Here is a 13,791-nt window from a genome sequence, read left to right as displayed (position 1 = left end):
TCATTTAAGCCACAACAACAGATAGTTTTCACATAATACAGTCTTCAAATCGTTTTTATAGTCTTATAGCCCTACATGCATCTAGCCCTACATGCATCAGAATGACTTTTCTCAGCGCTAAATTTAAATCGGCAGAGCCATTCAACATGCCGCAGCTTAAATATTGATAAATAAACCCTCTACGCGTACTCCTCAATTTTTACATTTTTAAACCTATGTTTTTTATAGGGTTGGTTAAACTGAATCTTTTTCCTGCAACGGTAAGGGTCAATTCAATGCTAAAAATGCTGCTTCCGCTCATTGGACTTGGTTTTTCTTCTTGGTGTTTTGCTCAAAATCCATTGAGCGTCCATGTGCTGAATTTGGAAAATGGTCTCCCTTCTGCCAATGTCAAAGTGACACTTGAAGCCCAACAAAATGATAAATGGACAGAAATCAGCTCAAGCATGACCGATGACCAAGGTCGAATCAATGATTTATATCCCAAAGATACGGCCTTACAAAAAGGTGTATACAAAGTTACCTTTAAAACGGGTGATTGGTTTCGCCAAAAAAATCAGCGCTCATTCTTTCCAGAAGTGCCCGTGGTGTTTGTAATTGATGGCTCATTAGATCATTACCATATCCCGCTGTTAATTAGCCCATATGGCTATTCCACTTATCGTGGTAGTTAATATTCAAAAATGAACAAATATAAAAAAACCGATACCTAGGCATCGGTTTTTATTTCAACAGAATGACAAATAAAGTGGCTTAGGGACTAAGCCTTGAACCACTTCTCTGCTTTTGCTTGGTCTTCAACTTTCAATTCAACTTCCGTCAGCTCTGAGCCAGCAGCTTTCACATCAAAGCTCATCAACTCATCACGGCGGAATGCCAAAATGCTATATATACCTTCTTGCTTGGCATACTTTTCTATCAGTTTCACCGTTGCTTTGAGACCATCAATCACAATGATCACATCATGGGCAGAAAGGCCAGCTTGAGCAGCAGCACCATCACGACGTGCGCTTTGCACCAACACGCCTTCTGGCTTATTTACAAGCTTTAAACCTAACGGTAATGACTTATCATTTTTCAGGCTATAACTTAAACCAAACTCAGGGAAAAGTTGATCGAGCGGCAACTCATCTGTGGTGTTAATTAAGTGATTGATTTGCTCAATCCAGTTATCACCCGTCAGCTCATTGCACAACTCAACAATTGTACGCTCATGTACTTGTATGCCCTTTTGCGCGTTCTCATAAAGTTTACGCATAAGTGCATCTAGACTTGAACCACGTAAGCGCAAACCTAAGTCTAAGCATAGGGCAACTAAACAACCTTTGTTGTAATAGCTGGTGCCTGCATTGTTCGAGTTTTCATCCTGACGGTAAAATTTCACCCATGCATCAAAGCTGGACTCAGACACAGACTGAACAAAACGACCCGGATTTTGTAAATAACGATCAATCTGAGTTTTGAGTAGTTTGATATATGAGGCTTGGGAAATCACACCACTACGTAGCAAAATCAGGTCATCATAATAAGACGTGAAACCTTCAAAAATCCAAAGCAAAGAGGTATAGCCTTCTTTGTTTAGATCATAATTGACAAAGTTTTCAGGACGAATGAATTTGACCAACCATGAGTGGAAATATTCATGGCTACATAAACCTAAGAAACGTTGATAGTCTTCAGATGGCTCTTCAGGCTCATTGGCTTTTGGTAAGTCTTCACGTGGACTAATCAAACTGGTTGAATTTGGATGCTCCAAACCACCATAGCTATTTGCTGTTGCCATCGTCATAAAGGTGTAGTTTGAAAATGGCGCTGAGCCAAACATTGATATTTCTGTTGCACAGATTTTTTCAATGTCTTGCTGCATGCGTGCAGCATTCATGGCATGTTTACCTGACACCACAAACTCGTGCGGAATACCATTGGCTTCAAAACCAAACCGAGTCTGCTCTGCCAACTCAAATGGTGTATCAATCAGCTCGGCATAGTTTTTGGCTTTTAAGGTAAAACGACCTTTAACGAGGCTTTTTGAAACCATACCGGTGGCCAATTGGAAGTGTTTTAACTCATCAGGAAGGAACAATTCAACTTCAACTGCTTTGTCCTCTTGACCCTCCAAACCTAAGCAAGCACATGCGGGGTTTACATATAAACGGTTTTGATCTACATACGCACCGCGCACCGACAGATCATAGGCATAGACATCATACTCAACCGTAATCAGTTCATGATCGGTATTAAAAAGACGCCATTTATTCTTTTCAAATTTTTGGATTTCTAACAAACGCCCTTCTTCATCATAAGCACGAACCGACTCTATATGCTTTGAAAACTCGCGAATGAGGTAACTACCCGGAATCCAAGTCGGTAATGAAAGTACCTGTGTTGGGTCTGCTACAAAACGTAAAGTCACGTGTATAAGGTGCTGACGATAATCGTCAAATTCGATCTGATAATGCAACATAATGGGCGATACAAAATAAAATGAAATGAGTTATAACTTAGCTTAACATTATTTACGCCAGTTTTGCGTCGCAGTCACATTTGTCTGCATTTTTGACTGGTCATTGAAGTAAAAAAGGCATAGCATTTGCAGCTGTTTTAGGTTTAAAAGTCACGGAATGGCTTGGTTAGGGAATTTCATTGAAAGCTGTCATCTACTTCATCGCTACACTCTTCGCCTTATGTTCAAGTTTCACTCAAGCGGCATTGCTCAATATTGTTCCTGAAACAGTTGAAGCTCAAGCTTGGACAGTTTTTGACAGCCAATCGGGGCAAGTCATTGCAGAGCATAATAGTCATGTTCAACGTGCACCCGCTTCGCTCACCAAAATGATGGTGGCTTATATTGCACTCAAAGAAATCAATGCAGGAAAGCTCAATAAGAGCGAAATTCTTACCGCAACACCTGTGGTCAGTACTGTGATGTGGGATGAGTCCCAAATGTACTTAAAACAAGGCGAACAGATTTCTGTGGATCAGCTTTTAGCAGGTTTAGTTGTCATGTCTGCCAACGACGCAGCGGTGACTTTAGCGGAACGCATCTCAGGTGATATTCCAAACTTTGTTGCACGAATGAACCAAGAAGCCAAAACACTGGGAATGACTGAAACGCATTTTCAAAACCCTGCGGGCATCACCATGCCAGAGCACTATTCGACCGCACATGATTTAGCGCTCTTAGGCCAAGCCTTGGTGAATGAAACACCAGACTATTTACACTATTCAAAACAGCAAAGTTTTAGCTATAACCAACGCTTTCACCGTGCAACCAATATTCTGTTAAAACAAGACCCGACAGTAGATGGCTTAAAAACAGGTTATACCAAAGCTGCGGGATACAATTTAGCACTGACAGCAAACCGCCCAACCATGAATACAGATAATCCAAACCGTCGTTTGGTGGTCATCGTTTTAGGTACAGAAAGTGCAGCAAAACGCGCTGAAGTTGCTCACAATCTCATGAATTTGTCTTATACCTATACTCGCAATGAAGTTGCACTGAAAGATAAGCAAATTATCGCAGAACTGCCTGTAGTCAAATCGACATTGAAAATGTTCAAAGTGGAAAGTAAGCAACCGAAAATTGTGACTACATCATTGTACGATCAACCATATGCCATTGACTTACATGCCTTTGACCAGACCAACCAACGCATTATGCTCAATACAGGCAATGGTACTATTCAACGCATTGATCCATTAGAGTCCACAAAAACGCATTTCAATATTGAAGTGTTGCAAAACAAGCTGACCGCTCCGCTGGCTGAAGTGATGCAACTGGCGAAAGTGCAGGTCTATCAAAACAATCAGCTCATTCAAACGTTCACCATTGAAGAAGATGTACAAATTGAAGAAGCCAATATTTTCCAGCGTCTAATGTTTTGGTTCAAAGGCTTGTTTCCATTTTTATCAAGCGATGAACCTAAAGTAAAAACCTATACACTCGGTTAAGTTCGAGCAGTATCCCGAGTTTTATACTTTATGTAACTTGTAAGACAATCTAATTATCAATAAATCAAGAAGATGGCATATTCAATGTCATCTTCTTTTTTTAATAATAAATAGGTTGCTTCATATGGCTGTACAAACAGAACAAGTGCCACACCATATTGTTATTATTGGCGGTGGTGCTGGTGGTCTAGAGTTAGCAACGCAACTCGGTGACAGCTTCGCAAAATCCAAGTGGGTGAAAATCACCCTCGTCGATCAAAATCTCACCCATATCTGGAAACCCTTACTCCACGAAATTGCGGCAGGTACACTCAACCCAAGTGTTGAAGAAATCAATTATTTTGCACATGCGTCTAAACATCATTATGAGTTTGTTTTGGGTCGTTTTGTCGGCTTAGACCAAGAACATAAACAAGTAAAACTTGAAGCACGCCAATATACCAAACAAAGCACGGAAACCACGCAGTTTGAACTCGACTACGACACCTTAGTCCTAGCCGTCGGCTCGACCTCTAACGACTTTGCGACCGAAGGCGCTAAACATTACTGCCATTTCCTCGACAGTCGCCAGCAAGCTGAAATTTTCCAGCAAGACCTTTTACATTTATATTTGGATGCACAAAACCGTCCTGAAACACGCGCACTCAATATTGCTATTATTGGTGCAGGTGCCACAGGAGTCGAGCTTGCTGCCGAATTGGTCCATGCGAAAAGTACCTTTTTTAAATACGGTCTCAATAAAATTGACCCAAACAAAGTCAAAGTGACCTTGGTTGAGGCAGCAGATCGTATTCTTCCCGCCCTATCCACCAAAATGGCAGTGCACACCCATACTCAATTGGAAAAGCTTGGCGTTGAAGTCCTCACCCATCACCGTGTTGCCAAGTTAGATAAAGACCATGTCTATTTTGCTGACGGCTCACAAATCGATGCCGATCTAAAAGTCTGGGCGGCAGGCATCAAAGCACCTGTCGTTTTAAATGCGCTTGAAGGCTTTGAAAAAGATGCGATTGGCCGCCTTAAAGTTTATGCGACTTTGCAAACCCGTTCCGACCCCAACATTTTTGCCTTTGGTGATTGTGCTCATTGCCAACCTGCGGCCGATGAACCAGTCCTTGGCCCACGCGCTCAAGTGGCTAGTCAACAAGCGGCCTTTTTGGTTCGAGCGCTTAAAGCGCGCATTCGTGATCAGTCTTTGCCGATGTTTAAATTTTCTGACAAAGGCTCTTTGGTTTCCCTCAGTCAATACAAAGCTGTCGGCGAGCTACTGGGCCAAGTCAATGTGCAAGGCGTGCTGGCAAAAACCATGTATGTTTCTTTATATCGACTCCATCAGGCCACCTTACATGGCTATACCCAAGCTGGGCTGATGACCGCAAAAGACCTGATGAATAAAAAAGTCGGTCCGAAAATAAAATTGCATTGAAATCTAAAAATGCGTCCCCACTAATAAAAAAACGCCATAAGAACGTGGAAAATGCAGTTTTTTTGCTAAATTTAGTCTACAAAAGCTGCTTTTCACTTTATGATATACCCCTTAAATTCTAAATGAATGGACGAAAAACATGACTGCTATCGCAAATGATCACGTGGTTTCTTTCAACTACAAATTGACTAACGCTGAAGGCGAAACGCTAGACCAATCACAAGGTGAACCACTTGCATATTTGCACGGCGCAGGTAACATCATCCCAGGTTTAGAAAATGCATTGCTAGGTAAAACTGTAGGTGAAAAATTCACTGTTACTGTTCCTGCTGCTGAAGGTTATGGCGAATACAACCCTGAACTCGTTCAAGAAGTTCCAGCGCAAATGTTCCAAGGCGTAGACAACATCCAAGCGGGTATGCAGTTCCAAGCTCAAACTGATGATGGCGTTCAAATCGTAACTGTAAAAGCAGTTGAAGGCGAAAACGTAATTGTTGATGCGAACTTCCCACTTGCTGGTCAAGACTTAACTTTCGAAGTTGAAATCGTAGAAATCCGCGATGCAACTGAAGAAGAATTACAGCACGGCCATGCGCACGGTGCTGGTGGTCACCACCACTAAGATTTAACATCTTAGAAAAAAGGGCGAAAGTTAAACTTTCGCCCTTTTTTTATTTTTGCATACTTGATCATTCGCGACGTATTTGAAAATCTGTAAATCTTTGCTGTTCTGAAGCCAGTTCTACGATGACCACATCCGTGACTACCGCATGAGTTGGCCCGACTTTAGCACGATTTACCAGTTCGGCAACCATACCATCATCCCCCAAAAGCAGTGCTTCAACTGCACCTGAAGCTAGGTTCTGTACATAACCCTTTAAACCTAAAGCAACAGCATATTGTGCAAACCAGCGTCGATATCCAACACCCTGAACTTTTCCCGATATGGTCAGTTTTACTGCTTTCATACTGTATGCTCTCGGTTCACGACCGTATAAATAGCCTGACTCATTTGCTGTGCTTGTAAACCACGTTCACCTTGCTGAGCCAAAAGGTCACCTGCTTGGGCATGTAAGGTCACAATTTGATGTAAAGCAATATCATCTTGCAACTGTGCTTTTAAACTGGCAATCATGCCTGCCAATACATCTCCCATACCACCTGTACCCATCCCCGGATTACCTGCGGTACAAATCCAAAGTTGCGTATCCAAAATCAAGCTTCCCGAACCTTTCAGCACCCATTGTCCTGCATATTTTTTTTGTAAAGCATAAATAGCTGCAATACGGTCGGACTCCACCGCTGAGGCACTGATACCGAGTAAAGTCGCAGCCTCGCCAGGATGCGGTGTTGCGTACACCTGTTTACCAAGCTTTACTGGCTTTACTGGCTTTTCAGCCAAAAACCATAAAGCATCTGCATCTAATACCACTTGCAAAGCACTGGTCTGAATGAGTGGAAACCATGCTTCAAACTGCTGCTGAGCCCATGCATCTCTTCCCAAGCCCATGCCAAAACTGACTGCATCCACATGTGCCACCAATGCTTCACGCTCTTGGAGCGACATTTGGTTAATATCGCGCAGCATAATATTGGGTGCACGAGCTAAAATTGCAGTATGGTGTTTTGCATCACATACCACGGTCACCTTGCCAGCTCCCGCATGAAAGGCAGCTTCAGCGGCTAACATCACCGCACCACCCATCTGTGCATGTCCCCCAATCACCAGTACGTGCCCATAGCTTCCTTTATGTCCAAAGGCTTGACGCGGTACAAGGTGCATATGTTGTGGAGCAAGCGAAGCTAAAGGTTTTAAAGCACTGTCTACGGGAAGTACCGAAATAAGCTCAACGACTCCTGCATAAGCTTTACCCAGCCCAGTAAATAAACCCGCCTTTAAGCCCAGAGCCGTAAAGGTATAATCGGCGACAACTGCACAAGGTAAAGCTTGCCCCGTGTTGGCCTGTAAACCACTCGGAATATCAACGGCAATTTTTAAGCCTGTTTGCCTGTTGATCTGTCGAATAACCGCCTGCCAGTCTGAACTGAGTTCACGGTTTAACCCAATGCCAAACAAAGCATCAATATACGCATCATGGGAGTGTTCAAAAGCAAAACCGCTATGAATCATTATCCCCTGTTGCACAGCTGCTGCATGTGCTTGTTGCAGTGAAGTAGATTCTCCCAAAGCTGCTGCATAAATTTCAACATCATAGCCATGCGCGGCTAGATACGATGCAATCAAGTAACCATCACCTGCATTGTTGCCTTGACCACAACACACCGCAACGCTTTTGACTTGCTGCTGTTTAAGCCTAGGCAGCATATGTTCAGTTGTTGCCCATGCGACTTGTTGCATCAGCCCATAAGCGCTATTTTGCTGCGCGAACCAACGTCCTTCCCATGCTTGAATCTCACTGCTGTGGTACACTTGCTGATGCATGATTTTTCCTTTGTTCTTGGTTATGACAACATCCACATCTTCCTCAAAAATCCCTGTAGATCAATATGATCCAGAGCAGCTTAAGGCTTGGATTAAAGCTGAAGCACTGGCTTTGGGATTTTCTGATTGTGTCATCGCCAAACCAGATGCTCAAGTTGAATTGCCGCGTTTTAAAAAATATTTAGAACTTGGTTATCATGGTGACATGCATTTTCTTGCTGAAAACTTAGAAAAACGCGCAGATCCAACACTGCTTGTTCCGGGCACCAAAAGTATTATTTGTGTGCGTATGGATTATTTGGTAGCCGTTCCTGAACCACGTCTTGTGCCTTTTGCACCAAATAGCGCCATCATTGCGCGTTATGCACGCGGACGTGACTATCACAAAGTCATGCGTGGGCGTTTAAAGACCCTTTCTCAGAAAATCAAAGCCAAAGTTGGCGATTTTGAATCTCGCCCCTTTGCAGACTCGGCACCCATTTTTGAAAAATCATTGGCTGAAAATGCGGGCATGGGCTGGGTCGGTAAACACACCTTACTCATTCATAAAACATCAGGCTCATTTTTTGTTTTGGGCGAGCTCTTTACCTCTTTAGAGCTACCTTTTGACCAAGCCACCACCAAACACTGTGGTTCATGTAGCGCGTGTATTGATATTTGCCCGACCCAAGCCATTGTTGAGCCTTATTTATTAGATGCGCGTAAATGCATTGCCTATTTAACTATTGAGTTTCAAGGCATTATTCCTGAAGAACTACGCCGCGGTATTGGTAACCGTGTGTTTGGTTGCGATGACTGCCAGCTCATTTGCCCGTGGAATAGCTTTGCCAAAACCACACCAATTGATGATTTTAACCCGCGTCATGGTTTGGATGACATTCAACTGATTGACCTTTGGCAATGGGATGAAAACAACTTTATGGCAAATACAGAAGGGAGTCCCCTACGTCGTACAGGCTACCAAAGCTTTATGCGTAACGTCGCGATTGGTCTAGGTAATGCACCATTTTCAGATGAAATATTGCAGCAATTACAAGCTTCTCGCCCAGAGCTTAACGATATTGTGCAAGTCCATATTGACTGGGCCATCCAAGAGCAGCTGATGAAAAAGCACTAAAACTTGCTTCAAACAGACTCAATCAATAAAAGTTCAATCAAACAGCCATTTGCTTGCATAATTTTATTTATTTTATCTATTTAGCTGCATTTTCAGTGTAACTCAAAATCCAAATAAATAGAATTTTGCGGCCAAATTTCCGAAAAAACGCTCAACTTTGCAACTATTTTTACAATCTCATAAAAAGATAAAATTAAAAACATAATCGGGAGATACTATTAAAACTGAGCAATAATGCCTTTTAAGTTGGCACGTTAAATGTATGATGTATACAAGTTAGAATTAAAAATGGATCGCCATTATGAACCTACGCAATGATTGGACGCGTGAAGAAATCGAAGCTTTGTATGATCAGCCCTTTCTTGATCTCGTCTTTCAAGCGCAGACCGTACATCGCCAACATTTCCAAGCCAACACCATTCAAGTCAGTACTTTATTGTCAATTAAAACAGGAAAATGTCCTGAAGACTGTAAGTACTGCTCTCAGTCAGCACGTTATGACTCAAAACTTGAAGCCGAAAAGCGAATTGCTGTAGACAAAGTGATTTCAGAAGCTAAAGAAGCTTTAGCCTCAGGCTCATCCCGTTTTTGTATGGGCGCGGCTTGGCGTAACCCACATGAACGTGACATGCCTTATGTACTAGAAATGGTTAAAGAGGTGAAAGCACTTGGTTTAGAGACTTGCATGACTTTAGGGATGCTGAATGAGTCTCAAGCTGGACGTTTAAAAGATGCAGGTTTAGATTATTACAACCATAACCTCGACACTTCACGCGAGTATTATTCACATATTATTAGTACACGTACCTTTGACGACCGTTTAAATACCTTAGAATATGTCCGTCAAGCAGGCATGAAAGTGTGTAGCGGTGGTATTGTTGGTCTAGGTGAAAAGAAAGAAGACCGTATTGGTTTATTGCAAGAACTTGCAACGATGCCAATTCACCCAGAATCTGTGCCAATCAACATGTTGGTTCCAATTGAAGGCACACCACTGGCAGATGTTGAAAAACTCGATGTGACGGAATGGATTCGTACCATTGCTGTTGCGCGCATTATCATGCCGCACAGCTATATCCGCCTATCTGCGGGTCGTGAAGCACTTTCTGACTCAGACCAAGCACTTGCATTTATGGCGGGTGCAAATTCGTTGTTCTCAGGTGAGAAACTACTGACCACACCAAATGCAGGCGAAGGTAAGGACCGTCAACTGTTCACCAAATTAGGTTTAGTAGCAGAAAAGCCAAAACCAACGGTGGCAGACCTTAGCCTAGATGCCATGGCAAGCTAATTCCCAAGATTTACTAAGCATAAAAAAGCTCCTTATTCAGTATGGGGCTTTTTTAATGTCTATCTATTTAACCTTCAGGCGACTGAGCAAAATTATGTGCAGTAATTAAAATACCATAACTGGCATTCAGATAATCACCTTGGAAGATCTCATCTTCACCATTGGCATGGCGTACCGTTAAGGTTTGGCAAATCGCGTCATAGTGAAAAGAATCAAAACACTCTTGATGCTGACACAACCAGCTTAAGGTATCACTCAGATTATCATCGACAATATAAGTCTGTGCTTGAAAATTTTTAGTCATTATCTGTATACGCTAAACACTGTTATTCAGCTATTGTAAGCCGTTCTGCGTCAATTCAGTCGAACTAAGCCATAAAAAAATACAGGCATTAAAAAGTGAGCCTACGCTCACTTTTCCTTAAGATGATTAGTCAGTTTTAGAATCACCGCACTTTCGGCATTCCATATGCTCTCCTATTTCAGTCATTTGTTCATATTCATAAACGTGGATGCAAAATAATTTTTTAAACAACTGAAGCATTTTTAACTCCTGTAAATGATTTTTTAAAAATTCACTTCTTAAAATAGGTATATCTTCCTGAAATACTCACAACTCATATCTCATGAGCTATACACAGTTTTAAACATACTTTTTATAAATTTCAAGTGCCTTTTGTCGAATAACATCATAAAGTGATAAATGGTCATTTACTTTTTTAAATGATGCTTTTTATTTACTTATTGTTCTGCTTCACATCGCTTTTAAAAATGCGGCTGAGAATGAAACAATGCTTGATTTAAATTTGGATCAAGCTAGGATAAAAATACAATCAATGCTCAAAACAGATGTTTCGAGCAACCAATAAAGAGTTTGATAAAAAAGCAACGATAAGGATATTTATACATGCTTGGACGTATGATGTTTCAACCGCTATTAATTAGCAATCTTATTGATCACGCAGAACGCTACCATGCGGATACAGCCATTATTTCTAAAAATACAGACGGCAGTATCACTGAAACCAACTGGGCCAACGTCGCAGCCAATTCTAAGCGATTTGCCAATGTACTCAAAGATTTAGGGCTTTCGCAAAGTGACCGCGTGGCGACCATCGCATGGAACAACCATCGTCACCTAGAATCTTGGTATGCGATCTCTGGCAGTGGTTATATTTGCCATACTATCAACCCACGTTTATTTCCAGAACAACTGATTTTTATTATCAATGATGCCCAAGACCGCGTGGTGTTATTTGATAAAACCTTTGCGCCACTTATTGCTGCAGTAAAAGCACATTTACCCCATGTAGAACACTTTATTTGCCTAGATGCCGCAGATGAGGCTATTACAGAAAAAATTGCCGATGTGAAATTTTATGATGACTTGGTCAGTAAAGAGTCTGAACAGTTCACTTGGCCAAGCTTTGATGAGCAAACTGCAAGCTCTTTGTGCTATACCTCAGGCACAACTGGAAATCCAAAAGGTGTACTATATAGCCACCGCTCTACCATATTGCATAGTTTTGCTATCAGCCTACCCGATTCTCTCAATCTGTCTGCAAATGACATTATGTTGCCTGTAGTGCCAATGTTCCATGTTAATGCTTGGGGTACACCTTATGCAGCAGCTATGGTCGGTTGTACGGTTGTATTACCAGGGCCAGGCTTAGATGGGCCAAGTTTAGTGAATATGATTGACACATATAAAGTCACTGTGGCTTTGGGTGTACCAACCATTTGGCAAGGTTTACTGGCAGCAGCCAAACAAACAGGCAGCCAGCTAGCAAGTATGAACCGTAACGTTGTCGGTGGTTCAGCCTGCCCACCATCCATGTTAGCGGCCTTTAAAAATGACTATAACTGTGACACCATCCATGCATGGGGCATGACCGAAACCAGTCCTTTAGGCTCTGCCAACCAACTTAAAGCCAAACATCAACAGCTCTCTGAACAAGAGCGTTTCAAGCTACGTCTTTCTCAAGGCCGTCCGCCTTTTGGCGTAGATTTACGTCTTACCGATGAAGAAAAAGGCAACCATGAAATTGTCCGCGATGGTGAGCAGATTGGAAATCTACAAATTAAGGGCCACTGGATTATTGACAGTTACTTTGGTAAAGATGAATCTGCCCTCACGACCGATGGCTGGTTTGACACAGGTGATATTGCAACCTTAGATGAAGACGGCTTCTTATGCATCAGTGACCGCTCTAAAGATTTAATTAAGTCTGGCGGCGAATGGATTTCATCGGTTGAACTTGAGAACCTTGCGATGGGACATTCAGACATTCTTATGGCAGCCGTTATTGCAGCTGAACATCCAAAATGGGATGAGCGTCCTATTGTCATCGCTGTAAAGAAACCCGATAGCACGGTCACTGAACAAGGTGTCTTAGACTACTATACTGACAAAATTGCGAAATGGCAGATCCCTGACCGTGTGATTTTTGTCGACAGTATTCCACTGAGCGGTACGGGTAAAATGCTAAAACGTGAACTCCGCGCCCAATATGGACAAGTACTACTGGAACAAAATCCTGTTTAATGTTGTTGAGAATAAAAGCCTGATCTTATGGTCAGGCTTTTCTCATGTTCGGATAATGTAAATACCATCAATACAATTTATTTGAAAGCACATCCAATAAAGACGCTTTAAACACCTCACCATGCTTTAGATTTGGATAGATTAAAAATTTAGACTCTACGCCCTGCTGATCGAATATAGACAAAATTTCTCTATTTTTATTGATGCCATTTGCATCAAAATTAGTGCTTTGCTGTGCTCCAGTATGTGTTAAAAGATCACCTTCCATCAGCCATACATGTTTTTGTGGCTCTTTGACTAATTTTACTGTTCTAATTTTTTGCATCATGCGCTCATCAGCCCAAGAAAGTGATGGACTTGCAGCAAAGAAATGGCTGAAATAACGCCCATCGAGCAAGCTATCAAGCACGAAAAGCCCTCCATAGGAATGCCCCCATAACGCTCTTCTTTGCGCATCCAGCTTTACATTCTGCTCAACCCAAGGAGCGATATCCTTCAAAATCACTTTTCTAAAATCAGCACTTCCCCCGCTCATCCGCTCTGGATTTCTTGGATCTTGGGCGGGTTTCCCCGTTAATAAATCTGCTGGAGTATAATCGAGTGAACGAAAAGCTGTGGCAAATGGCAAATTGGTTTTATAACCAATGGCAACCAATACAGGGGCATCATTTTCATACAAAGACTTAAGTATTTTTTCATTCAGATGGGACATCGCAGAGTTCCCATCCAGCATAAAGACCGATGCATAGGCGTTCTGCGTCTTCTGTACCGTCTTTGGAATACCTAACCAAACGCGATAAGTTTTATTTGGATCTGTAGTTGCAAATTCTTTAACTTTAAAACTGTAATAAGCCGAGCCTATTTCTGCAATATTGGCAGGCAAAGGTTTTATTTCAGGTTTCGCATAAATACTTAAACTGGCACCCAAGATCAACAACGAGCTAAAAATTCGCGAAAGCAGAGAAGTAAAAATCTTTCTCTTTGTACACGACAAAAAAAGATAACTCATTGAAAT

General features: G+C 42.0%; 12 protein-coding genes. 7 read left to right on the top strand and 5 right to left on the bottom strand.

The annotated features are described in order from the left end of the window. The first annotated feature begins 275 nt into the window (after nucleotides 1-275). The gene (uraH, locus tag AC4CUZ_RS11255) at nucleotides 276-674 is read left to right on the top strand and encodes a hydroxyisourate hydrolase (protein WP_004696732.1); all 399 of its coding nucleotides are present in this window, start codon (nucleotides 276-278) and stop codon (nucleotides 672-674) included. 86 nt (nucleotides 675-760) lie between these two features. Here the strand turns inward: uraH and AC4CUZ_RS11250 are convergent, their stop codons facing one another. Continuing rightward, on the bottom strand, nucleotides 761-2,464 hold the full coding sequence (locus tag AC4CUZ_RS11250) for a M61 family metallopeptidase (RefSeq protein WP_419381359.1): 1,704 nt from the start codon (nucleotides 2,462-2,464) through the stop codon (nucleotides 761-763). Between the two features lie 179 nt (nucleotides 2,465-2,643). On the opposite strand from AC4CUZ_RS11250, the gene AC4CUZ_RS11245 reads away from it, so the two are divergent. From AC4CUZ_RS11245 to slyD, 3 genes are all read left to right on the top strand, one after another. Then, the gene (locus AC4CUZ_RS11245) at nucleotides 2,644-3,954 is read left to right on the top strand and encodes a D-alanyl-D-alanine carboxypeptidase PBP6B (RefSeq protein WP_279687356.1); all 1,311 of its coding nucleotides are present in this window, start codon (nucleotides 2,644-2,646) and stop codon (nucleotides 3,952-3,954) included. A 124-nt stretch (nucleotides 3,955-4,078) separates the two neighbouring features. After that, nucleotides 4,079-5,380, top strand: coding sequence for an NAD(P)/FAD-dependent oxidoreductase (locus tag AC4CUZ_RS11240; protein ID WP_279687358.1), 1,302 nt, complete (start codon nucleotides 4,079-4,081; stop codon nucleotides 5,378-5,380). Between the two features lie 139 nt (nucleotides 5,381-5,519). Continuing rightward, complete coding sequence (slyD, locus tag AC4CUZ_RS11235; protein WP_004696728.1) at nucleotides 5,520-6,002, top strand: peptidylprolyl isomerase; 483 nt, start codon at nucleotides 5,520-5,522, stop codon at nucleotides 6,000-6,002. Nucleotides 6,003-6,069: 67 nt separating this feature from the next. Here the strand turns inward: slyD and AC4CUZ_RS11230 are convergent, their stop codons facing one another. Both AC4CUZ_RS11230 and AC4CUZ_RS11225 read right to left on the bottom strand, forming a co-directional pair. Further along, nucleotides 6,070-6,348 carry an acylphosphatase gene (locus AC4CUZ_RS11230; RefSeq protein WP_078390268.1) on the bottom strand — a complete coding sequence of 93 codons (279 nt, stop codon included), beginning with the start codon at nucleotides 6,346-6,348 and terminating at the stop codon, nucleotides 6,070-6,072. After that, the gene (locus AC4CUZ_RS11225; protein WP_490748065.1) at nucleotides 6,345-7,823 is read right to left on the bottom strand and encodes an NAD(P)H-hydrate dehydratase; all 1,479 of its coding nucleotides are present in this window, start codon (nucleotides 7,821-7,823) and stop codon (nucleotides 6,345-6,347) included. Before AC4CUZ_RS11225 ends, AC4CUZ_RS11230 begins: the two co-directional genes overlap by 4 nt. Before the next feature lie 22 nt (nucleotides 7,824-7,845). On the opposite strand from AC4CUZ_RS11225, the gene queG reads away from it, so the two are divergent. Continuing rightward, nucleotides 7,846-8,940, top strand: coding sequence for a tRNA epoxyqueuosine(34) reductase QueG (gene queG, locus AC4CUZ_RS11220; protein WP_490747588.1), 1,095 nt, complete (start codon nucleotides 7,846-7,848; stop codon nucleotides 8,938-8,940). 301 nt (nucleotides 8,941-9,241) lie between these two features. Beyond that, nucleotides 9,242-10,231 (top strand): biotin synthase BioB, encoded by a 990-nt coding sequence (gene bioB, locus AC4CUZ_RS11215; protein WP_004981788.1) that lies wholly within the window; start codon nucleotides 9,242-9,244, stop codon nucleotides 10,229-10,231. Between the two features lie 67 nt (nucleotides 10,232-10,298). On the opposite strand, the gene AC4CUZ_RS11210 is transcribed toward bioB, so the two are convergent. Further along, entirely contained in the window at nucleotides 10,299-10,535 is a 237-nt protein-coding gene (locus AC4CUZ_RS11210) for a hypothetical protein (protein WP_078390266.1), read from the bottom strand. Nucleotides 10,536-11,138: 603 nt separating this feature from the next. On the opposite strand from AC4CUZ_RS11210, the gene AC4CUZ_RS11205 reads away from it, so the two are divergent. Beyond that, nucleotides 11,139-12,776, top strand: a complete 1,638-nt coding sequence (locus tag AC4CUZ_RS11205) for a long-chain-fatty-acid--CoA ligase (RefSeq protein WP_279700912.1) — start codon at nucleotides 11,139-11,141, stop codon at nucleotides 12,774-12,776. A 67-nt stretch (nucleotides 12,777-12,843) separates the two neighbouring features. On the opposite strand, the gene AC4CUZ_RS11200 is transcribed toward AC4CUZ_RS11205, so the two are convergent. After that, nucleotides 12,844-13,785, bottom strand: coding sequence for an alpha/beta hydrolase (locus AC4CUZ_RS11200; protein ID WP_490747587.1), 942 nt, complete (start codon nucleotides 13,783-13,785; stop codon nucleotides 12,844-12,846). Nucleotides 13,786-13,791 lie beyond the last annotated feature (6 nt).

Source organism: Acinetobacter sp. 789_lipA (assembly GCF_058242845.1).
This window is presented reverse-complemented; position numbering and strand designations above follow the sequence as displayed.

Coding starts and splice junctions, on each gene's coding strand:
- bioB (WP_004981788.1), top strand. CDS start 9,242: ATGAACCTACGCAATGATTGGACGCGTGAAGAAATCGAAGCTTTGTAT.
- AC4CUZ_RS11205 (WP_279700912.1), top strand. CDS start 11,139: ATGCTTGGACGTATGATGTTTCAACCGCTATTAATTAGCAATCTTATT.
- AC4CUZ_RS11225 (WP_490748065.1), bottom strand. CDS start 7,823: ATGCATCAGCAAGTGTACCACAGCAGTGAGATTCAAGCATGGGAAGGA.
- AC4CUZ_RS11250 (WP_419381359.1), bottom strand. CDS start 2,464: ATGTTGCATTATCAGATCGAATTTGACGATTATCGTCAGCACCTTATA.
- AC4CUZ_RS11200 (WP_490747587.1), bottom strand. CDS start 13,785: ATGAGTTATCTTTTTTTGTCGTGTACAAAGAGAAAGATTTTTACTTCT.
- AC4CUZ_RS11240 (WP_279687358.1), top strand. CDS start 4,079: ATGGCTGTACAAACAGAACAAGTGCCACACCATATTGTTATTATTGGC.
- AC4CUZ_RS11210 (WP_078390266.1), bottom strand. CDS start 10,535: ATGACTAAAAATTTTCAAGCACAGACTTATATTGTCGATGATAATCTG.
- uraH (WP_004696732.1), top strand. CDS start 276: ATGCTAAAAATGCTGCTTCCGCTCATTGGACTTGGTTTTTCTTCTTGG.
- queG (WP_490747588.1), top strand. CDS start 7,846: ATGACAACATCCACATCTTCCTCAAAAATCCCTGTAGATCAATATGAT.
- AC4CUZ_RS11230 (WP_078390268.1), bottom strand. CDS start 6,348: ATGAAAGCAGTAAAACTGACCATATCGGGAAAAGTTCAGGGTGTTGGA.
- slyD (WP_004696728.1), top strand. CDS start 5,520: ATGACTGCTATCGCAAATGATCACGTGGTTTCTTTCAACTACAAATTG.